Consider the following 21,821-nt stretch of genomic DNA (forward strand, 5'->3'; position numbering starts at 1 on the left):
AACCCGGCCGAGGCCGAAATTCAATTTTTCGTCAGATTTGCCGGGGACGGCGTGCCGACCAAGGTCGGCATCCACCCGATCAGCTGTAACGCGCCTTCAGCATCGCCCAGGCCGAGCGCAGCGCCAGCGCTTCGCCACCGGCCGGACGGCCCGGGCGTTCGCCGTCGTTCCAGGCGTACACGTCCAGGTGCGCCCAGCGCTGGCTGTCTTCCAGGAAGCGCTCCAGGTACAGCGCGGCGGTCACCGAGCCGGCCATGCGCGAACCGGCATTGGCCAGGTCGGCGATGCCGCTGCTCAGATAGCGCAGGTAGGGGCGCCACAGCGGCATGCGCCAGACCGGGTCACGGGTTGCGTCGCCGGCCTGCAGCCACTGCTGCGCCACCGTGTCGTCGTTGCTGAAGAGCGCCGGCAGATCCGGACCCAGCGCGATGCGTGCGGCACCGGTGAGCGTGGCGAAATCCAGCACCAGGTCCGGCTTCTGCTCACCAGCGAAGGTCAGCGCGTCGCACAGGATCACGCGGCCTTCGGCATCGGTGTTGTCGATCTCCACGCTCAGGCCCTTGCGGGTGGCGATCACTTCGCCCGGGCGGAACGCATCCGGACCTATCGCGTTTTCCACCGCCGGCACCAGCAGGGTCAGCCGCACCGGCAGTCCGCGCGCCATCACCAGGCCGGCCAGGGCCAGCGCATGCGCGGCGCCGCCCATGTCCTTCTTCATGTTGCGCATGCCGTCGGCCGGCTTGATGTCCAGGCCGCCGGTATCGAAGCACACGCCCTTGCCGACCAGCACCAGTGCCGGGTCGGTTTCCTTGCCCCAGCGCAGCACCACCAGACGCGGCGCGCGGTGCGACGCGCGGCCCACGGCGTGGATGGCCGGGAAGTTCTGCTTCAGCAGTTCATCGCCGGTGATCGCCTCGACCTGCGCACCATGTGCATCGGCCAGTGCACGCGCGGCGTCTTCCAGCTGCTGCGGCCCCATGTCTTCGGTCGGGGTGTTGACCCAGTCGCGCACGCGCAGGCTGGCGGCGATCAGGTCGGCCACTTCGCCGGACGGTGCGGCCACCAGCTGCGCCGGGGCGCGGTTGCGCTTGCGGTAACGGTCGAAGCGGTAGCTGCCCAAACCCCAGCCCAGCTGCAGCAGCGCCTGTTCGGCGGCAGGCAGTTCATTGGCCAGCTGCCAGACACTGCCTTCCGGCAGCGCGTGCGGCGCATGCGCATAGCTGTAGGCATCGGCGCGATCACCGACACCGATCACCGCGCCGGCCAGGCCCTCACTGCCGGGCAGCAGGGCCACGCTGTGCGCACCGGCAGTGAAACCCTGCGAGGCCAGCCAGGCCTGGGTGGCGGCCGGTTGGCCTTGCTTCCAGGCGGCGAACTGCTCGCGGTCCAGCACGTACAGCGGCAGCGCTGCGGCGGTGTCGGCGGTGAAACCAGTGATCTCGCTCATGCGTCAGGTACTCCGGGATGCGGCGGCGTCGAGGTTGGCGTCCAACCAGTCGGCAAGGCCGGTGAGGGTGTCGAACTGCAGGTCCGGCTGCAGTTTCGGATGGGTCCAGGTGGCTGCTTCGCGGTTGATCCAGCACCCGCGCAGGCCGGCGGCGATCGCCCCGGCCACGTCCATTTCGGCGTGGTCGCCGACATGCAGTACCTGTGCCGGCGCCACACCCAGGCGGGTGCAGGCGGCATGGAAGATGCTTGCCTCCGGCTTGGCCGCGCCGTGTTCGCGCGCGCCCAGCTGGAAGGCGAAATGATGGGCCAGGCCGATCCGCTCCAGATCGGCATTGCCGTTGCTCAGTGCTGCCACCGGCACCCGCGCGGCAATCCTCGCCAGCGCATCGATCGCATCGGGATAGCACTCGACCTGGTTGCGCGCGGCGTAGAACGCTTCGTACGCTGGCTCCAGCAGATCGAGGCTGGCGCCACTGGCGTGCAGCGCTTCGTGCAGGGTCAGCCGACGCAGCGCGCTCAGGTCGTGGTGGAGGTGCGGATGGGCGTGGTACAGGCGCTCGCGCAGTTCGCGCATCGCCGCCACCGGATACATCGCGGCGGTGGCGGGGCTGTGTTCACGCATCCACTCGTGCAGGACCAGGTCGATGCGGGCGCCAATCGGAGCGAACGGCCACAGCGTGTCGTCAAGGTCGAGAGTGATGGCTTGGACAGGGAAATTCACCCCTCCATTCTACGCCTGCCCGCGCGGGCTTTCATTCCAGCAGCCGTGCCCAGCCCTGCATGCCGTCCAGCCGTGCCAGTACCAGCTTGATGCAGACCAGCAGCGGCACCGCCAGCAGCAGGCCGATCATGCCCCAGGCCCAGCCGAACACCATCAGCGCCAGGATCAGCACCAGCGGCGACAGCTTCATGCGCCGGCCCAGCACGATCGGGGTCACCATCTGCCCTTCCAGAGTGTGCAGGGCCAGGTACGCGGCCGCCGGCAGCAGCGCCTGCAGCGGGTCGCGGAATTCCACGAAGCCCATCAGCAGCATCAGTGCCACGCCGATCAGCGGACCGACGTACGGGGCAAAGTTCAGCAGCGCGGCCACCGTGCCCCACAGCAGCGCCTCCTGCAGGCCGATGCCGAGCAGCATCAGCACGCCGGCGAACACCAGCCCGACCAGGGTGTTGATCACGCTGATGGTCAGCACATAGCGCGAGACTTCGCGCTCGATCGACCGCAGGATGTCGGCGGTGAAGCGCTGCTGCTGGCGGTTCGGGAACAGCGCGATCGCCGCGCGCTGCAGGCTCTGCCCGTAGATCATGAAGAACAGGGTCAGCAGCACCACGGCCAGCACCGAGGCGGCAAGCCGTGGCGCGCGGGTCAGCATGCGGTACGGGTCGTCGAGCTGGGTGCGGATCACCTGCACCTTGTGGTTGCTGTCGCCGCCGGCGACGCGCGCGAAGTTCTCCGCCGCCTGGTTGGCCTGCTGCACCGGCTTGGTCAGGTCCTGCACCTGGCGGGCCACCTTGCGCAGCTGCTGCGGGGCTTCCTGCGCCCATTCCATCGCCGGGCCGATCAATTGCACCGCCAACGAACCGGTCACGCCCAGGCCGGCGCCGAGGACCAGCAGCGCGCCCAGCGCGCGCGGAATCCACAGTTTCTGCAGCAGGCGCAGGATCGGGTTGCCGACCAGCGCGAAGAACATCGCCAGCAGCACCGGCAGGATGATGTCCTGCGCCGCCCACAGCGTGTAGCCCACCGCCAGGGTCGCCAGCACCACCAGCGACATCGGCCCGCGTGGGCGAGACGGAGGCGGCAGCGGTGCCTCCGGGTCCTGCGGATCGGCTGGTGACAGGGACAGGGAGGACTCGCTCATCGACGCATCAGCCGGAAGGGGGAGCGCATTATCCGCCGGCCGCCATCGGCGCGGCGGATTCCATGGATCAACGTTCGGACAGTTCGGTGGCCGCCTCGGCCGGGCGCGGTTCGCGCAGGTCCGGTTCCGGCTCCGGCACAGCTCGCGCTGCCGGTGCGGGCCGTGCTTCAGCGGCGGAGGCCGCCGCCTGTGCCTGTTCGCTGGCGTTGTCGGCTTCTTCGGCCGCATCGTCGGCGGTGGCCGCCGCCTGCGCCGCCATCGCCGTGGCGAACGCCGCCTGCGCACTGGCGAACAGGTTCGAGACCGAACCGACCATCTGCAGCCAGCGCGCACCGTTGACCTTGCCCGGCATTTCCAGCTTGCCGGCAATGAAGCCACCGGCAAGGCCCACCACCACGATGCGCAGTGGCGACCAGCCCTGGCGCCAGACCTGGCTGAGCGTGGACCAGTGGTCCTGGGTCTCGACCAGGCGTACGGTCACCACCTGTTCGCAGCGCTTCACCCGCCGCTGCAGCGCACCGAACTTCATGGCTTGCCCTCTGGCAGCTGCACATCGGCATCGGGGTCGTCTTCGCTGGGCTCGTCGAACAGGCCCAGGCGGGACAGCTGGCGCCGGGTGGCGTGCATGCCGGTGTGGTGGAAGAAGTAGGACACCCGCCAGATCGCATAACCGGTGACGGCCAGGCTCAGCAGCGAGGTGATCAGCAGGGCCTGCAGCCAGCTCAGGCCCCAGCTCTGCAGCAGGGCGATGAGGGTGGCGGCCATCAGCAGCCAGGCCGACGCACCAAATACGATCGCTACCCCGGCCCAGGCCAGTGCACGGCCGAATGCGCTGCGAGCCAGCGCGAAGTCGGCCGAGGCCAACCGGCGCAGCGAACGCAGCGAGTGCTTGGCCGAGTCGGCAGCGGCACGACCGGCCGCGCCGACCTGGCGGATGCTCTCATCCAGCGGCGGGGTAGCCGCCGGATCAGGGGCTTGCGCGTTGTCTTCGCTCACGCCGCGGCTTACTTGTCGCTGCTGCCGCGGGCCAGCTTGGCGATGATCCAGCCGGCAGCGAAGGCCACGCCGAACGAGGCCAGCGGACGCTCACGGATCAACTCGGCGGCGCTGTCGATCAGGTCCTTGCCCTTGTCCATCAGTGCATCGACCTGTTCCTTGGCGGCGGCACCACCAAACTCGGCAGCGGCCAGGCCGGACAGCGCGCTATCGGACAGTTCAGCCTTGACGTTGGCCTTGCCGATGCGCAGTTCGTCGGTGGCGGCACCGGTGGCGCCCTTGATCGCACCGCCGGCGGCGCTGGCGGCCTGCTTCAGGTGGGAACCGGCTTCACCCAGGTGTTCCTTCAGGTTCTCGGTATTGGTGGGGCTCATCGAATCACTCCTGTTGCGATGGGGGAACGGGTGTCGGCGGTGCCGACCTGGACGGACAGCAATAGCATTGCCGGGGTATAGGGGGTGTTACGGCAGGGCGATCAGCGCATCACGAGCTGGCCCTGCTGCTGGCCATTGTTGCGCAGCACGCGCACCACCAGGGTCGGCGGGCGCTGCTGGAAATTGGCACGCCAGCTGGCCAGGTCGGCGAATTCGCCCACGGTGGCGTCGGTGATGATGTCGCCCTGCTGCAGGCCGTTGCTGGCGGCGCGGCTGCCGCGCTTGACCTCGCTGACCAGCACGCCGCCGACCCCCGACTGCCGCAGTGACTCGGGCAGGTCGACGAAGGTCGCACCGGTCAGGCGCGGGTCCAGGCTCTCACCGGTGACCGCGCGCGCCTGTTCCTTCAGCGTCGCCTTGATCTGCAGTGGCTTGCCTTCGCGGCGTACGTCCAGCGTCATCGCGCTGCCGACGGCCGCCAGGCCTTCCACGTTGTGCAGGGCCTCGGCGCTGTCCACGCGCTGGCCGTTGGCCGACACCACCACGTCGCCCGGTTTCAGCCCGGCTGCGGCGGCGGCCGAACCGGCCAGCACGCGGGTGATCAGCGCACCGCGGGTTTCGCCCAGGCCCAGGCCCTGCGCGATCTGCGCGGTCAGGTTCTGGCTTTCCACGCCCAGCGTGCCGCGCACCACAACGCCGTGCTTGACCAGCTGGTCGACCACGCTGCGCGCCAGGTTGGAAGGAATCGCCAGGCCCAGGCCGATGTTGCCGGCCATGCTGCCCTGCGGGTTGAAGCTGGCGGTATTGATGCCGACCAGCTGGCCCTGCAGGTCGACCAGCGCGCCACCGGAGTTGCCCGGATTGATCGACGCATCGGTCTGGATGAAGTTCTGGTAGCCCAGCCCGCGGATGCCGCTGCGGCCCACCGCCGAGACGATGCCGGACGTGACCGTCTGGCTGAAGCCGAACGGGTTGCCGATGGCCACCACGAAGTCGCCTACGCGCAGCTGGTCGCTGTTGCCGAGCTTGATGTCGGTCAGGTTCTGCGCCGGAATGCGGATCAGCGCGATGTCGGTATCGCGGTCCGAACCGAGGAATTCGGCCTTGACCGTGCGCCCGTCGGCCAGTGTCACCTGTACGTCATCGGCGTTGTCGATGACATGGTGATTGGTCAGTACCAGGCCTTCCTTGGCGTCGATGATCACGCCCGAGCCCAGCGATTCGTTGATGCGTTCCTGCGGGATGTCCGGGAACAGGCGGCGGAAGAACGGGTCGTTGAAGAAGGGGTTGCGCACGCGCACCACTTGCTTGGTATTGACACTGACCACCGCCGGCATTGCCTTTTCCAGCATCGGTGCCAGCGACGGTACCGCCTGACCGGCCACCGAAGCCGGCAAGGCCGCCGTGGTCGGCAACACCGCCGGCAGCGGCGCGGCGTCGGCACGGTTGTCCATGTGGGCGTTGATGCCGGTGGCAACGAAGCCACCGAAGGCGGCGGCGATTGCGAGCGTGAGCAGGGTAGGAAGCGGTCGCATGGGAGTCGGTTCGCTGGCGTGGGTGGGGGCGGTACGGCCCTACGGTAGAACAAGCTGAATGAGTGTGTCGCGATCTGGATAAATGCGCCATGAAAACGGGTGCCTCGAAGGGGGGGGGGCGCAGGGGCCAGAACGCGGTTGTGGCGACACCCGGGCAGGTGATGGGTGCGCCACTCAAGGCCAACGCGCGCCGCACTGGCACAGGCGGATACGTGCGCAGTTCCGCGCAGGCGGGTGCCGCAATGCGCCACGACGGATGCCGGACGCTGCCTCCGTGCACGTGCGCGCGACGACGGTCAGACGATGCTGGGTTCGCGTAGCGCAGCACTGAAAAAAAGGGGTTTGCTGCGAACCGAAGGTGGCAACAGGGGCTGCTGCGTACACCATCGGCGTCGCAACAGATGCGATTGCTGGCACATGCCCCGTTCCACGATCGTCAATGTCGGTATAGCATCGCCCCGTTTTGATACTTAAGGCCCGCAGGAGGGCAACATGAGCAACGGTAATGGTGTGTCGGTCGTGACCGACGCTGTCGAGAACGTCAAAGAAACCGCCACCAACGTTGGCGAGACCATCGCCCACGCTGCCGAAGACGCAGTGAAGTCGGTCAAGAAGACCGTCAAGCGCGCCACCAAGGCTGCCGGTACCCGCGTTGCCAAGGCCAAGAAGGCCGTGGCCAAGGTCGAGAAGACCGTTGCCAAGAAGGCCGAGAAGGCTGCCAAGTCGGTCGGCAAGACGGTTGCCAACGCCAGGAAGAAGCTGGAAGCGGCCAAGAAGAACGCCAAGGCCGAAGCTGCTGCCCTGAAGAAGGAAGTGGCGAAGAAGAAGGCGGCTGCGGGCAAGGCCGTGACCAAGAAGGCCGCCGCTGCCAAGAAGACCACCAAGGCCGCCACCAAGGCTGCCGGCAAGAAGGTCGCCACCGTGAAGAAGGCCGCCACCAAGAAGGCTGCTGTCGCGAAGAAGACCGTTGCCAAGAAGACCGCGGCCGCCAAGAAGGTGGTTGGCAAGAAGGTCGCCACCACCAAGAAGGCTGTGGCCAAGAAGACCGTCGCCGCCAAGAAGGTCGCTGGCAAGAAGGCTGTGGCTGCGAAGAAGGTTGTCGGCAAGAAGGCTGCCGCCACCAGGAAGGTCGCCACCAGGAAGACCGCTGCCGCCAAGAAGGTTGTGGGCAAGAAGGCTGCCGTCGCCAAGAAGGCCGTTGCCAGGAAGACCACTGCTGCCAAGAAGACTGTCGGCAAGAAGGTCGCTGCGACCAAGAAGGTCGTCGCCAAGAAGGCTGCACCGCTGAAGAAGGTCGCCGCCAAGAAGGCTCCGGCCAAGAAGGCCCCGGCCAAGGCCGTGCGCAAGGTCGCCAAGCGCAAGTAATCGCGCCGTGACCGAAGGCCCTGCCGCCCACCGGGTGGTGGGGCCTTTCGCGTTTTCGGGGCGCGGTCTGGGGCAAGATGCAGATTCTTCCCGCCGGAGCCCCAGCATGCGCGGTATCGATTTCAGTTCCTGGCAGGGCGTGCTGTCCACGTTGGCCGGCCTGGTCCTGATCACCCTGCTGGGCGTGGGCATCCGCTTGCTGGTGATGCAGACCCTGCAGCAGCGTCGCGAGCGCGAGAACCGGCAGATCAACGAGCGGCTGCGCACACTGATGGCGGCCTACAAGACCCTGGGCGGTTCATTCACTGGTGAACTGGGCGTGGATCCCAGCCATCGCCGCGATCTGCGCCAGCGCGAAGCGGCCGAAGGCATCGCCGAACCGCGTTCGGATCGAACGCGCCGCATCCGCGATGCGGTCGAGGCCGCGCTCTCGGACATCCTGTTGCTGGGCACCGACGAACAGGTGCGGCTGGCCGCGCGTGCCGCCAATGAACTGGCACAGGGGCGGCCGGTACATACCCACGAACTGGTGGTCTCGCTGCGCGACTTCGTGCGCGAAGCGCTGGATCTGGCGCCGATTCCGGCCGACCTGCAGATACCGCCGCAGGGGCCGACCCGGCCGGGTGCCGCCAGTGGCGGCGGCAAGGGCCGCAACGAGGGCGATGCCAAGGGCGGTCGTGCGGGTGGAGGAGGTGGCGGTGGCGGAATGGGCGCTGGCATGGGGGGTGTCGGCCTCGGCGCCGGCGCCGCTCTGGGCGCCGGCCATGCGTCTGCCAGCGATGAAACGGACGCGCGCTGAGCACGTCCGCCGGGTTCAGCGGGTCAGCTCGTAGATCGGCACGAAGCCGCCGTAGATCATCCGCGCACCGTCAAACGGCATCGGATTCTTCGCAGGATCAAACCGCGGGTCTTCCATCATCTTCTTCATGCCGGCGTCGCGGGTCGGCTTGTCCGGCCATTCGATCCAGGAAAACACCACCGTCTCGTCCGGCGTGGCTTTCACTGCGCCGAAGAAGTCGGTGGTCTTGCCGTGCGGCACGTCATCGCCCCAGCACTCGACCACGCGCAGCGCGCCGTATTCGATGAAAACGGGATCTCCTGTGCGTGCGTGGGCGAGGAACTTCTCCTTGTTGGCGGTGGGCACCGCCAGGACGAAACCATCGATGTAGCTCATAGCCTGCCTCCGGATGGACCGTGCCGCATGCACGGCCTTCAAGTACCCGACGAACCAGGGCGTCGTGGATCGACATCCTGTGTGCGCCTGTTCAGCCCGGGCCACCGGGCAGCGGCGCCAGCACCGTATCCGGTGGCTGCTGGCCGGCCAGGTGGCGCACGAAGTAGTCCCACATGCGGTGCGTGTAGGTGGCGTCGTTGCGGAACAGTTCGTGGTCCTGCCGGGCCAGGTACAGCAGGTCGTAGCTGCGCTGGGCCTTGTTCAGGGCGGCGGCCAGCTGCAGGGTCAGCGCCGGTGGCGCGTTCTCGTCCAGTTCGCCATAGACCAGCAGCAGATGCCCGCGCAGGTTGCTGGCCAGTGCCGCATTGTCGAGCCCGGCAAAGGGCGCCGGCACGCCTTCGGCAGTGGGCGTGGCCGGCAGCACCCCACCGAACAGCCGGTCCATGCCGTGCAGGGCGCCGCCGTACATACCCTGGAAATTGTGGCTGCCAGCCGAGGCCACGCCCACCCTGTAGAACGTGGGATAGCGCAGCAGGGCGCGCGCTGCACTATAGCCGCCGAACGAATGCCCGTAGATGCCGACCCGCTCCAGGTCGATGCCCGGGTAGCGTTCGCCCAGCTGGCGCAGCGCAGCCACATGGTCATCCAGCTGTACATCGGCGGCGCGCAGGAAGCTGCTGTCATGGAACGCCTTGTCGCGGCCACCGGTGCCGCGCGCATCGATGCTGACCACCATGAAGCCGAGTTCGGCCAGGCTGGCGCGGGATACCGGATTCAGGGCAGACACCGCCTCAGCGTAGGTCACCGGCGCATTGCTGATGAAGGAACCACCGTACATCGCGTCGATCACCGGGAAGCTGCCATCATCACGATAGTCGCGGGGCAGGTAGACGGTGGCGAAGATCGGCGTGCGTCCATCGGCGGCCAGCAGCCGTTCGCGCCGTGGTGCGCGCCAGCCGGCAGCAACGATCGCGCTGTCATCGGCTGTTTCCAGCACCATCACTTCACGTCCGTCATCGCTGGCCCGCAGCACGGTGCGTGGTGGCTGGTCGAGACGGGAAACGGTATCCACCAGATACCCACCGCCAGGCGACAGCGCCTGGGGAGCGCGCCCCCCCGAACAGCGCGCCGGTAGCGGCATCGGCCATGTGGTCGTTGCCATCGGCGGCCAGGCGCTGGATCGGACCGCCTTGCAGCGATACCCGGTACAGGCCGCGCACGTAGGGGTCGCCACCGTCGACGCCACCGGCGCTGAAGTACGCCCAGCCACCCGCAGCGTCCACACCCAGCAGGTCACGCACCACCCATTTGCCGCGGGTGAGCTGGCGCAGCACCTTGCCATCGGACAGGCGCACCCGGTACAGATGGCCCCAGCCATCGCGCTGCGAGAACCACACGGCGGTGTCCTGCCCGGGCAGGATGGCCACCGCGGGCCGGTTGTAGGAATACACGTTGAGCTGGAGGCGAGTGTCGCTGGCTTCTTCCACAACCGTGCGCAATGCACCGCTGTTGGCATCGATCTCCACCAGGCGCAGCCTGCGCGGCGTGCCGAAGTGCGCGATCACGGCATACAACCGATCGCCGTCCCAACCCAGGATGCCGGCCTCACTGAGCGTGTTCCAGCCCTCGGGAAGCGCGATGTCATGCTGCCTGCCGCTGGGGATATCGATCACATACAGGCTGTCGCATACCTGCTGTGCATCGCCCAGTACCCCCAGCTTCACGGTATGCACGCGCGGCCGCGCGCTGTTCGTCGGGCTGCTTTCCAGATAGGGATAGTCCTGCAGCGCGCGTTCGTCGTAGCGGATGCCGGCTGCGTAACGGCCATCGGGTGACCAGCTCACCGCAAACGGTCGTGCCGGCATCCGGCCCTGACGGCGTGGAATGCCGCGCAGGGTGAAGTCCGGCAGTACGCCATAGCCATGCCCAGCTTCACCGCCCCGGGTCAGTAGCTGCGGCGCCGCTCCAGAGCGCTGCAGCCACAGGTTGTGGTCGCGTACCTGCAGCCAGGCATCACCGCCGGGCGACGGCAGTGCATCAGCCGGCGGCAACGCCTGTTGTGCGGCCGTGCACTGCAGGCGTGGCCATTGGCAGTTGATCTCCGCCTCGCCGTTGAACTGCAGGCGCAGGCCATCATCCAGTACCTGCACGTTGTTCAAGCGCAGGCGTGGCCCGCTGGCACCCAGAGGTGCAACTGCGGCGTCCAGCGCATCGGGTTCGAACAGGATCTGGCGCGTAGCCTGGATTGGATCGACCAGTATCGCCTGGCGCCGGCCCTGTGTGTCTTCGCGTTCGTACCAGAAGCGCCCATCGGCCAGCCAGTGGGGCAGGACCGATGCATTGCGCAGCGCACCGCGCAGATGACTGTCATGCACGCGTTCGGCGCGCTGGTAGTCAGCCGCCTGCAGCGCGTGCGCAGCATGGATCGGAAACAGGGAAGCGCAGGCCAGGAGGGCGGCGCGAACAGGCATCGGCAGCGGATCGGAAACGTGCAAGGCAACCTCCTGTTGCAGTCGGTGACGAATCACAAATGCACGCGCGCCGCGCGCGTATGCCAGAGACAGCCTGAATCAAGCCAAAAAATTCAGCAATGCGAAGAACGCTGTTTTCAGGGAGCGTTGTGGCGAATAACGGAGAATTTACATTCCCGATGCGATGGCGCCTTGGCGCTGCTGCACACCATAAGAAAGTAAAAGGTGTACCCCCATGAAGAATTCGCTGATTGCTCTGGCCCTGGCCGCTGCCCTGCCGTTCACCGCCTCGGCTGCTGAGAACCTGTCGTACAACTACGCCGAAGCCGACTACGCCAAGACCGACATCGACGCGTTCAAGGCCGACGGCTGGGGCGTGAAGGGTTCGTACGGCTTCCTGCCGAACTTCCACGCTTTCGGTGAGTACAGCCGCCAGGAAATCGACCACACCAACATCAAGCTGGACCAGTGGAAGATCGGCGCCGGCTACAACGTTGAAATCGCCCCGACCACCGACTTCGTTGCCCGCGTTGCTTACCAGAAGCGCGACCAGAAGCACGGCCTGGACTTCAACGGCTACAGCGCTGAAGCGGGTATCCGCACCGCCTTCGGTGCCCACGCCGAAGTCTACGGCATGGTCGGCTACGAAGATTTCTCGAAGAAGCACGGCATCAATCCGGAAGGCCAGTGGTACGGTCGCCTGGGTGGCCAGGTCAAGCTGAACCAGAACTGGGGCATCAATGGCGAGCTGAAGATGAACCGCGACGGCGACAAGGAATACACCGTCGGCCCGCGTTTCAGCTGGTAATAGCTTCCTCGGCGCGCCTGCGCGCTGAAGATGCCTCGACAGGCCCGGCGCATGCCGGGCCTGTTGCGTTGTGACGACCCGAAACCGCGGCTGAGCATGTTCCGGGGCCGCTGCTGCGTTGCAATAAATTGGATTCCGCTGCTCCCGGCGCGGGCCTACGGTGGGCACTTCGTACCGTCGGATCCATGTGATGCCGCCTGCCGTTCCCGCTCTGCCCCTCGATCGGCCCCGCCGCCTGGCAATGCTGGCGCCGCATCCCGTGCTGCGCCTGGGGGTGGAGGTGGTGCTTTGCCAGCACGGTGGCGTGCAGGTCTGTGGCAGCTTCACCCGCGAAGGTGATCTGCTCGATCTGCTGCAGCGCCAGCCGGATGGCATCGACCTGTTGCTGATCGACCTGCTGGCGCCGTGCGGACCCGAACAGGGCCTGGCCCTGTTGCGGCTGTTGTCGCGGCGCTGGCCGCTGCTGCCGGTGCTGGTGCTGTCTGCGCACTGCAATGCCAGCACGGTCACCATGGCGATGCAGGCCGGCGCGCGCGGCTTTCTGTCCAAGGGGACCACGCCGGAGATGCTGCGGCGCGCAGTTGACGTACTGGCGCGTGGCGGCCGCTTCGTGCCCCCGGAGTTGCGCACGCAGTTGAGCCGATCGCGCATGCGGCGCACACCGGCGCCGGTGCTCACGCCCTTGAGCCGACGCGAGCGCGAGGTGCTCCGGCTGGTCCTGCAGGGCTGCACCACCGGGGAGGTGGCGCGGCGCTTCGGGCGCACGGCCAGTACGGTCAGCACGCAGAAGCGGACCGCCTACGAGAAGCTGGGCATCCACAGCGATGGTGAGCTGTTCCGCATCCGGCACCTGCTCGAATGCGGATAAGCCGGCTTATTCGCCCTGGTACTGCTTTTCTTCCACCAGGGCCGAACCGGCCACGCGGTTGATCTCGTTCTTCACCTGTACGCGCTCGCCATTGGTGCCATAGACACCGCGCGCCAGCTGGATGAATGCATCGTCGAACACCTGGGCCGCTTCCTTGTCGCGCAGCTGGTCCTGGATGTCCCACATGCGCTCGTTGATCGCCTTCAGCTGCTGCTGCAGCGCGGCCAGGGCCGGCTGTGCCTGCAGCTGCTGCTGCAACAAGGGCAGCAGGCCGTCCAGTTCGGTGCGCACGTTGGCCAGCTTGGCCGCATCGTCGATGCGCTCGGCCTTGATCTGGAGAATGGTGATCTTGTCGATCAGCTCGCCGATCGATACCGGGGTCAGGATGGCGTCCACGCGGTTGGTTCCTGGAAACAGGGCGCCATGATACCGCGCTGCTGGCATGTGGCCCCGATCCGCGGGATTTACGCCGAATTTGCGCCACGGGCCCAGCAGCACCCTCGATCCGTTACGGCCACCGCCTCGACACTGCGTTCCCGGCGGCGTGACCGCCTTCGACGAGGAACACAGTGCAGTGAACAGCAAGGGGATGATGGCGGCGGTGGTGGCCGCCCTGGCAGGGCTGCTCGGGATCGGCAGCGCGCAGGCACGAGCGCAGGTCAGTGGCAGCGCGGCGTTGACCAGTGACTACGTGTGGCGTGGCAGCTCGCAGAGCGACGGCGACCCGGCTGTACAAGCGGGCGCGAAGGTTTCAATCCCATCGGGGTGGTACGCCAGCGTGTGGGGGTCCAACGTTTCGTTCAAGCCGGACAATGGTGCGCGCAGCGAGTTCGACCTGGTGGCAGGCTGGTCCGGCGCATTGGCCCCGGACTGGACACTGGATGCCAACCTGACCCGCTACCTGTACCCGGGCACCGGCCGCGTGCTGGACTGGACCGAACTCAATACCACCGTGACCTGGAAGCAGCGCGCCTGGTTGCAGGTCGCCCATTCCAGCGATGCATTGGCCGGCGGCCATCGCGGCACCTATGCCCAGCTGGGTGCGCGTGTGCCGTTGCACGAACGCCTCCGCCTGGAAGCAGCGGTGGGCCAGTACTGGCTGGCCACCGCGCAGGGCCCGGACTACCTGCATGGGCAGCTCAGTGCCATCGCCTCGCTTACCCCGGCATGGGAACTGCGCGCCACCGTGCATGACACGGACAACGCAGCCAAGCGCCTGTTCCCCGGCAACGCCGGTGGGCGATGGGAGCTGGCGCTGCAGGGCAGCTTCTAGTCGGCCAGCGACGCCTGGCGCGCGCGCAGCGCGCCGGGCAGCCACAGCAGCAGGGTCAGCGCAGCCACCGCAGCGCCGGCCACGCAGACGCCGGTCCAGCCGAAGCGCTGGTAGACCTGCGCAGACAGCAGCGAACCCAGCGAACCGCCGATGAAATAGCCGGTCATGTAGCCGGCATTGAGGCGGTTGCGTGCCGCCGGTTGCAGCGCGTAGATCAGGTTCTGGTTGCTGACGTGCAACAGCTGCGCGGCCAGGTCCAGCACCACCACGCCCACCAGCAGCGCCAGCAGGGAATGGGTGGAGAGCCCCAGCGGCAGCCACGACACCAGCAGCAGCACCAGCGCGATGGCCGTGGCACGCCCGGTCTGGCCGCGGTCGGACATGCGCCCGGCCAGTCCGGCGGCCAGCGTGCCGGCCGCGCCGACCAGCCCGAACAGGCCGATGGTGGCGTCGCTGTAGGCATACGGCGGCTGTGCCAGCAGGAACGCGAGCGGGGTCCAGAAGATCGCGAACATGGCGAAGCTGCAGGCGCCCAGCAGCGTGCGCTGGCGCAGCACCGGTTCCTGTACGAACAGCACGCCGATCGAGCGCAGCAATGCGAAATAGCCAAGGCCGGCGCTGTGGTGGAATCGCGGCAGGCCGCGCTGCAATGCCAGTGCGGTCAGCACCAGGGTGGCAGCGGCGATCGCATACACCAGGCGCCAGTCGCCCAGGCTGGAAAGCAGGCCGGCCACGGTACGCGCCAGCAGGATGCCCAGCAGCAGGCCACTCATCAATGTTCCGACCACGCGGCCGCGGTGTTCCGGCGCGGCCAGCGTGGCGGCGAACGGCACCAGTACCTGGGCCACCACCGAAAACAGGCCGGTGATCGCAGTGCCCACCAGCAACCAGGTCAGCGACGGTGCGCAGGCACTGATCACCAGTCCGCCCGCCGACAGCAGGCTCATCACCACGATCAGGCGGCGGCGTTCGAACAGGTCACCCAGCGGCACCAGCAGGATCAAGCCGGCGGCATAGCTCAGCTGCGCGGCGGTAACCACCATGCCGACCTGGCCGAACGGCACGCCGAAGGCGTCGGCGATGGTGTGCAGCAGCGGTTGCGCATAGTAGTTGCTGGCCACGGCCACGCCGGTGGCGACCGACATCAGCAGCACCTGCCAACGGTGCAGAGGGGGAAGGGACGGGCTCACGCGATGTTCCAGGAAGCGGGGGGCACAGTGTCCGCCTGCTGCGAGCATGATGGAAATGAATCATCATCATCCATGCCATCTGAAAACAAGATAGTTGTATGAACCTCAAGCAGCTCGAGTTCGCCGTGGCGCTGGCCGAAGAAAGCAATTTCACCCGTGCCGCCGAGCGCTGCCACGTGGTGCAGTCTGCGCTCAGCCACCAGATCGCCCACCTGGAACAGGAACTGGGTGCCACGCTGTTCGAGCGCCTGCCGCGCCAGGTGCGGGCCACCGCCGCCGGCGAGGCGTTGCTGGTGCACGCACGCCAGGTGCTGGCCAGCCTGCGCCACCTGCGCGCCGACGTGGCCGCCGTCAGTGGCGAAGTGCGTGGGTTGCTGGCCATCGGGCAGATTTCCTCGCTGACCGGAATCGACGTTGTGGCGATGCTGGCGGCCTTCCAGCGCGTGCACCCGCAGGTGGAGTTCCAGTTGCGCGTGGACAAGAGCGAGGACCTGATCGCGCAGGTACAGTCGCGCGCGCTGGATGTGGCACTGGTCGGCCTGGCGCCTTCGGCAGCGCTGGACGGTGTCTGCCATCAGGTGCTGCGGGAGGAGGATCTGGTAGCGGTACTGGCGCCATCGCACCGGCTGGCCGGACGCAAGCGGCTGCCATTGGCCGCACTGCAGGATGAAGCACTGGTCGACTTCCCGCGCGGCACCGGCGCACGCCGGCAGACCGATGATGCTTTTGCCGCAGCCGGACTGCCGCACACGGTCCGTTTCGAGGTCAACCTGATGGAACTGGTCGAGCGCTTCGTCCGCCATGGGTTGGCGGTCGGCATCGTGCCGGGATTGATCGCCGATGGGTTCCAGGGTGTGGTGCAGATTCCGCTGCAGCCGACCCCGACCCGGCGCGTGCACCTGGTCTGGCAGCGCCTGCCGACACCAGCGGCGCGGGCGTTCGTCGACGCCGTGCTCAGCCGCGCAGGCGCAGGCTCAGGCCCTTGAGGAAGTTGCGCAGCATCTGGTCCAGGCAACGCCGGTAGTTGGCGTGCCCGGGTTGACGGAACAGCGCGCCCACTTCCGACTTGGAGACATTGAAACCTGCGCTGGCAAAGATCTCCATCAGGTCCACGTCGCGCAGCTGGAACGCCACGCGCAGCTTCTTCAGCACCAGGTTGTTGTCGATGCGGGTTTCCACTGCGCGCTGCGGCTGGCTCTCGTCGCGGCCACGCAGGTGCACGATCAGGCCATCGAGGAAGTGCGCCAGCGCGCTGTCGTTCATCGCCTCGAAACCGGGTTCGTCCTCGCGGCGCAGCCAGGCCTTCACCTGCCCGGTATCCACGGCAAAGGCCGGGTCGGCCATCTGGCACAGGGCGACCACGTGCTGGTCACCCAGGTCCAGGGAATAGCGCACGCTGCGCAGGACATCATTGTTGATCATGGCCCATTGTACCGGCCCCTGGCGTGTCACCGGACTGTCATCGAACTGCAGCATCGTGAGCACTCGTTCGCTGGGACCCTTGCATGCGCCGGTATCTGTTTTCCGCACTACTGCTCACCGGCAGCTTCGCTGCCTTTGCCCAGGACCGCTTCGTACCCGTCGAGCGGCGCCTCAGTGCATCCCAACTGGCCGAGGTCGGGCTCAGTCCAGCGCAGTTGCAGGCGTTGAACCGGGTACTGCGCGAGGCAGAGAGCACGGCCGCCGCGTCGACGGCAGCGGTGGCCCCGGTCGCTGCGCCGCTGCCTGCCAATGTGCCGGCACCGGCAGCAATGCATCTGGGCCTGGATGACGAACCGGTCAGTGCCCGTGTGGTCGGAGAGGTCGCAGGCTGGCAGCCCGGCACGCTGTTCACCCTTGATAACGGCCAGCAATGGCAGGTGATGAAGGGACAGATGAAGCTGCGCACGGTGTTGCAGTCGCCGCAGATCGCCGTTGTTCCAGGAATTGCCGGGCGCTGGTTCCTGCAGGTCGACGAAGACCTGCCCAAGGCCAGAGTGTTTCGCGTGCGTTGAGCCGGGGGGACGAGTGGACGGCGGGCAACTCAGGACGGGCCGGGAATGCCAGAATGGGCGTCCGGTTTTTCCCCCTGGAGTTGCCTGATGACCCGCACTGTCCTGATTACCGGCGCCACGTCCGGCTTCGGCGCCGCCGCCGTCCACCGCTTCGCCCAGGCCGGCTGGAAAGTGATCGCCACGGGCCGCCGCAGCGAACGCCTGCAGCCGCTGGTCGAGCGCTACGGCAAGGACGTGGTGCACGCCGCCGCCTTCGACATCCGCGATGCGGTGGCGATGGAGGCGGCCCTGCTGGCGCTGCCGCCGGCCTTTGGCGAGATCGACCTGCTGGTCAACAACGCCGGCCTGGCGCAGGGCACCGCGCCGGCACAGAGCGCCACGCTGTCGGACTGGACCACGATGATCGACACCAACATCACCGCGCTGGTGACCCTGACCCACCGCCTGCTGCCGCAGCTGGTGGAGCGCAAGGGCGCGATCATCAACATCTCGTCGGTGGCCGGCGTCTACCCGTACCCGGGTGGCAACGCCTACGGTGGCACCAAGGCTTTTGTCAGCCAGTTCTCGCTGGGCCTGCGTTCGGACCTGCACGGCACCGGCGTGCGCGTGACCACGATCGAGCCGGGCATGGCCGAAACCGAATTCACCGTGGTACGCACCCATGGCGACCAGAACGCCTCGGACAAGCTGTACAGCGGCGCCAACCCGATGACCGCCGAAGACATCGCCGAGCAGATCTTCTGGGTAGCCAGCCTGCCGCCGCACCTGAACATCAATCGCCTTGAACTGATGCCGGTCAGCCAGTCGTTTGCCGGCTTCCAGGTGGCTCGCGAAGGCTGACCTGCTTCGCGGGTCCTGTAGAGCCGAGCCTATGCTCGGCTTCGTCTGGATTCAGCCGAGCATGGCTCGACTCCACAGAAACGAAAAAGCCGGGCAATGCCCGGCTTTTTCATTCACATCGGCAGGCTTACTGCGCCTTGATCGCCATCGCCTGCAGGCCGGTGCCATCCAGCTTCTGCTTGGCTTCGGACAACTCGCCGGCACTGCCGTACGGGCCCATGCGCACGCGGTACACGGTCTTGCCGTTGATCTGCGCCGACTCCACGCGTGCCGCCAGGCCCATCATGGCCAGCTTGGCCTTGGTCGCTTCGGCATCGCCGGAGGCACCGAACGCACCCGCCTGCAGGATGTAGCGGGCGTTGTCGGCGGCCGCCGGTGCAGCAGCGGCCGGGGTACTGGCCGCGGTCGGCGGGGTTTCCGCGCGCGCTGCCGGAGTGGCGGCGGCGCTGCTGGTCGACGCCGTCGGCGTGCTGGCCGGAGGCGTTGCCGCTGCCGGGCGTTCGCTCAGCGGTGCCGGCAGCGGACGGCTGGTGGCGGTTACCGGTGCGGTGCTGGCCACGCTGGCGGTTGCTGTCGGTGCCGGTGCAGCGGCGGCGGCCGGAACCGGCTTGCCTTCCAAAGCCGCCTGCGCGCGCTGCGCTTCGGCCTTGGCCCGGCGCTGGTCTTCGGCACGCGCGCTGGCGGCCAGTTCGGCGTCGGACATTTCCACTTCCTTGCCTGGCAGCAGGGTGTAGAAGTCGTACTGCGTCGCGGCGGGCTTCTCCGGTTCGGCCGGCTTCGGCGTGGCCGGCTGCGCGGCCGGCTGGCTGCCGACATCGCTGTCGGCATCAGCGACCGGGGCCGGCTGCGCATTCGGGTTCGGCTGCGGACCGGCACGCAGGAAGCCATCGCCTTCGCCCTTGAACAGGTTCGGCGCCGCCAGGAACACCACGGCGGCTATCGCCACACCGGCCACCAGCCACACCCATCCGGGGGTGCCCTGGCTGCTGCTGTTGCGTCGTGCCTGGGTTTTGCCGCGTCGTGCTGCCATGTGTACTGCGTCTCCTGATGCTTACATTTTTTCCGGGGCACTCACGCCCAGGAGTTCGAGGCCGTTGGCCAGCACCTGGCGCGCCGCGCAGGCCAGGGTCAGCTTGGCGTTGCGATCGGTGGCGTCGTCCACCAGCACCGGCGTCCCGTGATACCACGTGTGGAAGGCATGCGCCAATTCACGCAGGTACTGCGCCACCAGGTGCGGCTCCAGCGCCACGCCGGCCGCTTCCACCACTTCCGGATACCGCGAGATCTCGTTCATCAGCCCCAGCGAGGCATCGTCGGCCAGGCGGCCCAGATTGGCCAGGCCATTGCCCTGCTCGTACACCAGGCCCTTTTCCTGGGCCTGGCGCAGCAGGCTGCAGACGCGGGCGTGCGCGTACTGCACGTAGAACACCGGATTGTCGTTGCTCTGCTGGCGGGCCAGGTCGATGTCGAAAGTCAGTTGCGAATCGGGCTTGCGCGCGATCAGGAACCAGCGGGTCGCATCGCGGCCGGCCTCGTCGATCAGGTCGCGCAGGGTGAAATAGCTGCCGGCACGCTTGGACAGCTTCACTTCCTCGCCGCCGCGCATGACGGTGACCATCTGGTGCAGCACGTATTCCGGCCAGCCCTGCGGGATGCCCACTTCCAGCGCCTGCAGGCCGGCGCGCACGCGCGCCAGCGAGCCGTGGTGGTCGGCGCCCAGTTCGGTGATCGCGCGCTCGTAGCCGCGCTGCCACTTGGACAGGTGGTAGGCCACGTCCGGTACGAAGTAGGTGAAGGTGCCGTCGGACTTGCGCATCACGCGGTCCTTGTCGTCACCGAAATCGGTGCTGCGCAGCCACAGCGCGCCGCCTTCCTCGTAGGTGTGCCCGGAGGCCTGCAGCTTGGCCACGGCCTCGGCGACCTTGCCATCGGCGTACAGCGAGCTTTCCAGGAAGTAGATGTCGAAGTCGACGCCGAAGGCGGCCAGGTCCAGGTTCTGCTCGTTGCGCAGGTAGGCCACGGCGAAGCGACGGATCGCCTGCATGTCGTCCGGGTCCTTGGCGCCGACCACCAGCGCGCCTTCCAGGTCAACGCTGGCGCCGGCCATGTAGGCGCGGGCAACATCGGCGATGTATTCGCCGCGGTAGCCGCCTTCCGGCCAGCCGTCCTGGTCCGGCGCAATGCCCTTCACGCGGGCCTGCACCGACAGCGCCAGGTTCTCGATCTGCACGCCGGCGTCGTTGTAGTAGAACTCGCGCTTGGCGTTCCAGCCGTTGGCATCGAGCACGCGGGCCACGCAGTCGCCGATCGCCGCCGCGCGGCCATGGCCGACATGCAGCGGGCCGGTCGGGTTGGCCGACACGTACTCCACGCCCACCGTGCGGCCGTTGCCGGACAGGTTGCGGCCGTAGTCGTGGGCTTCCTTGATGACCGACGCGGCTTCGCGCTGGTACGCAGCCGGAGCCAGGTGGAAGTTGATGAAGCCGGGGCCGGCGATCTCGACCTTGCTGACGTCCTCGCTGCGCGGCAGCGCCTCGACCAGCGCCTGAGCCAGTGCGCGCGGATTGCTGCGCGCGGCCTTGGCCAGCAGCATCGCGGCGTTGGTGGCGAAGTCGCCATGGTCACGGGTCTTCGGGCGCTCGACCACGAAGTCCGGCGGCAGGGAGTCGGCGGGCAGGGTGCCATTGGCGCGCAAGGCTTCGATGCCTTGGCTGATCAGGGCGCGGAGGAGATTTTTCACGAGGCCTGCTGTGAGAATGAGCGGCGGAATCGCCCATTTTAGCGCAGATGCCCGCGCCCACGCTGACCAGAACATGCCTGCGGGGGTTCCTGCCCGGCCCTGGTCAGGCCCGCTCAGCCGAACAGGCGTGGCTGGGGCGGGGACAGCAGGCCCCGTTCAGCAAACGAAACGGGGCGGCTTTCGCCGACCACGAAGTGGTCCAGCAGGCGTACGTCCACCAGTGCCAGCGCCTGCTGCAGTTCATCGGTGATCCGGGTATCGGCGCCGGAGGGTTCCGGGTCGCCGGAGGGGTGGTTGTGGCTGAGGATCACCGCTGCCGCGTTGTGCAGCAGGGCTCGCCGCACCACCTCGCGGGGGTAGACCGGGGCGGCATTGATGGTGCCCTGGAACAGTTCCTCGCAGGCGATCAGCCGGTGGCGGTTGTCCAGGAACAGCGCCATGAAGATCTCGCGGGCCTGGCCGCGCAGGCGGTGCTGCAGGTAGCGGCCGACCGCGGCCGGGTTGTTGCCGACCGCCTCGCCCTGCTGAAGCTCGGCGGCCAGGTAGCGATGGGCCAGTTCCAGGCCGGCGGCCAGTGCACAGCTTCGTGCCGGCCCCAGCCCCGGCAACCGGGCCAGCTCGCGGGCCGGGCGGTCCAGCAGCACGCGCAGGGGGCCATGCGCCTGCAGCAGGTCGCGGGCGGTCTGCACCGCGTCGCGTCCACCGAAGCCGGAGCCGAGAAACAGCGCCAGCAGCTCTGCGTCGGACAACGTGGCGGGGCCGCGGGCGATCAGCTTCTCGCGGGGACGTTCCTGCTCGGGCCAGTCATGGATGGGCATGCCTGCATCATCGCCAGCGCGGGTGATGCGTCCCATCAGGGCAGGGCGCACGCCCGGGTAGGCT

At 67.7% G+C, this 21,821-nt stretch carries 22 protein-coding genes and 1 pseudogene; 8 read left to right on the top strand and 15 right to left on the bottom strand.

The genetic code is table 11. From position 1 onward, the window contains the following. Positions 1–79: 79 nt before the first annotated feature. From AC2A1N_RS08620 to AC2A1N_RS08650, 7 genes are all read right to left on the bottom strand, one after another. Entirely contained in the window at positions 80–1,447 is a 1,368-nt protein-coding gene (locus tag AC2A1N_RS08620) for a leucyl aminopeptidase family protein (protein ID WP_242892262.1), read from the bottom strand. Positions 1,448–1,450: 3 nt separating this feature from the next. Then, positions 1,451–2,170: an HAD family hydrolase gene (locus AC2A1N_RS08625; protein ID WP_053499497.1), complete on the bottom strand. Its 720-nt coding sequence runs from the start codon at positions 2,168–2,170 to the stop codon at positions 1,451–1,453. 31 nt (positions 2,171–2,201) lie between these two features. Next, on the bottom strand, positions 2,202–3,311 hold the full coding sequence (locus AC2A1N_RS08630) for an AI-2E family transporter (protein WP_061478760.1): 1,110 nt from the start codon (positions 3,309–3,311) through the stop codon (positions 2,202–2,204). A gap of 67 nt (positions 3,312–3,378) precedes the next feature. Further along, positions 3,379–3,840 carry a hypothetical protein gene (locus tag AC2A1N_RS08635; RefSeq protein ID WP_061478759.1) on the bottom strand — a complete coding sequence of 154 codons (462 nt, stop codon included), beginning with the start codon at positions 3,838–3,840 and terminating at the stop codon, positions 3,379–3,381. Then, a complete protein-coding gene (locus AC2A1N_RS08640; protein ID WP_004153834.1) occupies positions 3,837–4,307 on the bottom strand; it encodes a phage holin family protein in 471 nt (156 codons plus the stop codon). Before AC2A1N_RS08640 ends, AC2A1N_RS08635 begins: the two co-directional genes overlap by 4 nt. Positions 4,308–4,315: 8 nt before the next feature. Further along, positions 4,316–4,681 carry a hypothetical protein gene (locus tag AC2A1N_RS08645; protein WP_010486932.1) on the bottom strand — a complete coding sequence of 122 codons (366 nt, stop codon included), beginning with the start codon at positions 4,679–4,681 and terminating at the stop codon, positions 4,316–4,318. Between the two features lie 101 nt (positions 4,682–4,782). After that, on the bottom strand, positions 4,783–6,216 hold the full coding sequence (locus AC2A1N_RS08650) for a Do family serine endopeptidase (protein ID WP_019661805.1): 1,434 nt from the start codon (positions 6,214–6,216) through the stop codon (positions 4,783–4,785). A 492-nt stretch (positions 6,217–6,708) separates the two neighbouring features. On the opposite strand from AC2A1N_RS08650, the gene AC2A1N_RS08655 reads away from it, so the two are divergent. After that, a complete protein-coding gene (locus AC2A1N_RS08655) occupies positions 6,709–7,581 on the top strand; it encodes a hypothetical protein (protein WP_061478757.1) in 873 nt (290 codons plus the stop codon). A gap of 106 nt (positions 7,582–7,687) precedes the next feature. Then, positions 7,688–8,380: a hypothetical protein gene (locus AC2A1N_RS08660; RefSeq protein ID WP_061478756.1), complete on the top strand. Its 693-nt coding sequence runs from the start codon at positions 7,688–7,690 to the stop codon at positions 8,378–8,380. Positions 8,381–8,395: 15 nt separating this feature from the next. Here AC2A1N_RS08660 and AC2A1N_RS08665 read toward each other — a convergent pair whose 3' ends face one another. Continuing rightward, complete coding sequence (locus tag AC2A1N_RS08665) at positions 8,396–8,755, bottom strand: DUF1428 domain-containing protein (protein ID WP_242892265.1); 360 nt, start codon at positions 8,753–8,755, stop codon at positions 8,396–8,398. A gap of 91 nt (positions 8,756–8,846) precedes the next feature. After that, positions 8,847–11,250: pseudogene (locus AC2A1N_RS08670) on the bottom strand (S9 family peptidase). Positions 11,251–11,461: 211 nt separating this feature from the next. On the opposite strand from AC2A1N_RS08670, the gene AC2A1N_RS08675 reads away from it, so the two are divergent. Together AC2A1N_RS08675 and AC2A1N_RS08680 are read left to right on the top strand one after the other, a co-directional pair. After that, positions 11,462–12,034: an OmpO family porin gene (locus tag AC2A1N_RS08675; RefSeq protein ID WP_010486919.1), complete on the top strand. Its 573-nt coding sequence runs from the start codon at positions 11,462–11,464 to the stop codon at positions 12,032–12,034. Positions 12,035–12,224: 190 nt separating this feature from the next. Continuing rightward, entirely contained in the window at positions 12,225–12,902 is a 678-nt protein-coding gene (locus tag AC2A1N_RS08680; protein WP_049403468.1) for a response regulator transcription factor, read from the top strand. A gap of 6 nt (positions 12,903–12,908) precedes the next feature. Here AC2A1N_RS08680 and AC2A1N_RS08685 read toward each other — a convergent pair whose 3' ends face one another. Further along, entirely contained in the window at positions 12,909–13,346 is a 438-nt protein-coding gene (locus AC2A1N_RS08685) for a DUF6165 family protein (protein ID WP_049403467.1), read from the bottom strand. 130 nt (positions 13,347–13,476) lie between these two features. Between AC2A1N_RS08685 and AC2A1N_RS08690 the strand changes: the two genes are divergently transcribed. Then, positions 13,477–14,175, top strand: coding sequence for a TorF family putative porin (locus AC2A1N_RS08690; RefSeq protein WP_242892278.1), 699 nt, complete (start codon positions 13,477–13,479; stop codon positions 14,173–14,175). Here the strand turns inward: AC2A1N_RS08690 and AC2A1N_RS08695 are convergent. Next, the gene (locus AC2A1N_RS08695) at positions 14,172–15,320 is read right to left on the bottom strand and encodes an MFS transporter (RefSeq protein WP_343235616.1); all 1,149 of its coding nucleotides are present in this window, start codon (positions 15,318–15,320) and stop codon (positions 14,172–14,174) included. The genes AC2A1N_RS08690 and AC2A1N_RS08695 overlap by 4 nt on opposite strands. A 143-nt stretch (positions 15,321–15,463) precedes the next feature. Between AC2A1N_RS08695 and AC2A1N_RS08700 the strand changes: the two genes are divergently transcribed. Beyond that, positions 15,464–16,351, top strand: coding sequence for a LysR substrate-binding domain-containing protein (locus tag AC2A1N_RS08700; protein ID WP_242892284.1), 888 nt, complete (start codon positions 15,464–15,466; stop codon positions 16,349–16,351). Here AC2A1N_RS08700 and AC2A1N_RS08705 read toward each other — a convergent pair. Further along, positions 16,320–16,787 (bottom strand): YehS family protein, encoded by a 468-nt coding sequence (locus AC2A1N_RS08705; protein ID WP_061478834.1) that lies wholly within the window; start codon positions 16,785–16,787, stop codon positions 16,320–16,322. The two genes, AC2A1N_RS08700 and AC2A1N_RS08705, sit on opposite strands and share 32 nt — an antisense overlap. An 83-nt stretch (positions 16,788–16,870) precedes the next feature. On the opposite strand from AC2A1N_RS08705, the gene AC2A1N_RS08710 reads away from it, so the two are divergent. Together AC2A1N_RS08710 and AC2A1N_RS08715 are read left to right on the top strand one after the other, a co-directional pair. Beyond that, on the top strand, positions 16,871–17,359 hold the full coding sequence (locus tag AC2A1N_RS08710) for a hypothetical protein (RefSeq protein WP_180868068.1): 489 nt from the start codon (positions 16,871–16,873) through the stop codon (positions 17,357–17,359). Positions 17,360–17,446: 87 nt separating this feature from the next. After that, complete coding sequence (locus AC2A1N_RS08715; protein ID WP_005420523.1) at positions 17,447–18,199, top strand: SDR family NAD(P)-dependent oxidoreductase; 753 nt, start codon at positions 17,447–17,449, stop codon at positions 18,197–18,199. Positions 18,200–18,326: 127 nt separating this feature from the next. On the opposite strand, the gene AC2A1N_RS08720 is transcribed toward AC2A1N_RS08715, so the two are convergent. The 3 genes from AC2A1N_RS08720 to radC form a co-directional block, all read right to left on the bottom strand. Beyond that, positions 18,327–19,229, bottom strand: a complete 903-nt coding sequence (locus AC2A1N_RS08720) for an SPOR domain-containing protein (RefSeq protein WP_061478749.1) — start codon at positions 19,227–19,229, stop codon at positions 18,327–18,329. A gap of 21 nt (positions 19,230–19,250) precedes the next feature. After that, on the bottom strand, positions 19,251–20,939 hold the full coding sequence (gene argS / locus AC2A1N_RS08725) for an arginine--tRNA ligase (RefSeq protein ID WP_242892295.1): 1,689 nt from the start codon (positions 20,937–20,939) through the stop codon (positions 19,251–19,253). 113 nt (positions 20,940–21,052) lie between these two features. Beyond that, positions 21,053–21,757 (bottom strand): RadC family protein, encoded by a 705-nt coding sequence (radC, locus tag AC2A1N_RS08730; protein ID WP_484372031.1) that lies wholly within the window; start codon positions 21,755–21,757, stop codon positions 21,053–21,055. Positions 21,758–21,821 lie beyond the last annotated feature (64 nt).

It is taken from the genome of Stenotrophomonas maltophilia group sp. SKK55 (assembly GCF_057179845.1).

Excerpts from the sequence above, each read along its gene's own strand:
- AC2A1N_RS08620 (WP_242892262.1), bottom strand. The coding sequence starts at position 1,447 with ATGAGCGAGATCACTGGTTTCACCGCCGACACCGCCGCAGCGCTGCCG.
- AC2A1N_RS08630 (WP_061478760.1), bottom strand. The coding sequence starts at position 3,311 with ATGAGCGAGTCCTCCCTGTCCCTGTCACCAGCCGATCCGCAGGACCCG.
- AC2A1N_RS08635 (WP_061478759.1), bottom strand. The coding sequence starts at position 3,840 with ATGAAGTTCGGTGCGCTGCAGCGGCGGGTGAAGCGCTGCGAACAGGTG.
- AC2A1N_RS08645 (WP_010486932.1), bottom strand. The coding sequence starts at position 4,681 with ATGAGCCCCACCAATACCGAGAACCTGAAGGAACACCTGGGTGAAGCC.
- AC2A1N_RS08650 (WP_019661805.1), bottom strand. The coding sequence starts at position 6,216 with ATGCGACCGCTTCCTACCCTGCTCACGCTCGCAATCGCCGCCGCCTTC.
- AC2A1N_RS08655 (WP_061478757.1), top strand. The coding sequence starts at position 6,709 with ATGAGCAACGGTAATGGTGTGTCGGTCGTGACCGACGCTGTCGAGAAC.
- AC2A1N_RS08660 (WP_061478756.1), top strand. The coding sequence starts at position 7,688 with ATGCGCGGTATCGATTTCAGTTCCTGGCAGGGCGTGCTGTCCACGTTG.
- AC2A1N_RS08665 (WP_242892265.1), bottom strand. The coding sequence starts at position 8,755 with ATGAGCTACATCGATGGTTTCGTCCTGGCGGTGCCCACCGCCAACAAG.
- AC2A1N_RS08675 (WP_010486919.1), top strand. The coding sequence starts at position 11,462 with ATGAAGAATTCGCTGATTGCTCTGGCCCTGGCCGCTGCCCTGCCGTTC.
- AC2A1N_RS08680 (WP_049403468.1), top strand. The coding sequence starts at position 12,225 with ATGCCGCCTGCCGTTCCCGCTCTGCCCCTCGATCGGCCCCGCCGCCTG.
- AC2A1N_RS08685 (WP_049403467.1), bottom strand. The coding sequence starts at position 13,346 with ATGCCAGCAGCGCGGTATCATGGCGCCCTGTTTCCAGGAACCAACCGC.
- AC2A1N_RS08695 (WP_343235616.1), bottom strand. The coding sequence starts at position 15,320 with ATGTCGGTCGCCACCGGCGTGGCCGTGGCCAGCAACTACTATGCGCAA.
- AC2A1N_RS08700 (WP_242892284.1), top strand. The coding sequence starts at position 15,464 with ATGAACCTCAAGCAGCTCGAGTTCGCCGTGGCGCTGGCCGAAGAAAGC.
- AC2A1N_RS08705 (WP_061478834.1), bottom strand. The coding sequence starts at position 16,787 with ATGATCAACAATGATGTCCTGCGCAGCGTGCGCTATTCCCTGGACCTG.
- AC2A1N_RS08710 (WP_180868068.1), top strand. The coding sequence starts at position 16,871 with ATGCGCCGGTATCTGTTTTCCGCACTACTGCTCACCGGCAGCTTCGCT.
- AC2A1N_RS08715 (WP_005420523.1), top strand. The coding sequence starts at position 17,447 with ATGACCCGCACTGTCCTGATTACCGGCGCCACGTCCGGCTTCGGCGCC.
- AC2A1N_RS08720 (WP_061478749.1), bottom strand. The coding sequence starts at position 19,229 with ATGGCAGCACGACGCGGCAAAACCCAGGCACGACGCAACAGCAGCAGC.
- radC (WP_484372031.1), bottom strand. The coding sequence starts at position 21,757 with ATGCCCATCCATGACTGGCCCGAGCAGGAACGTCCCCGCGAGAAGCTG.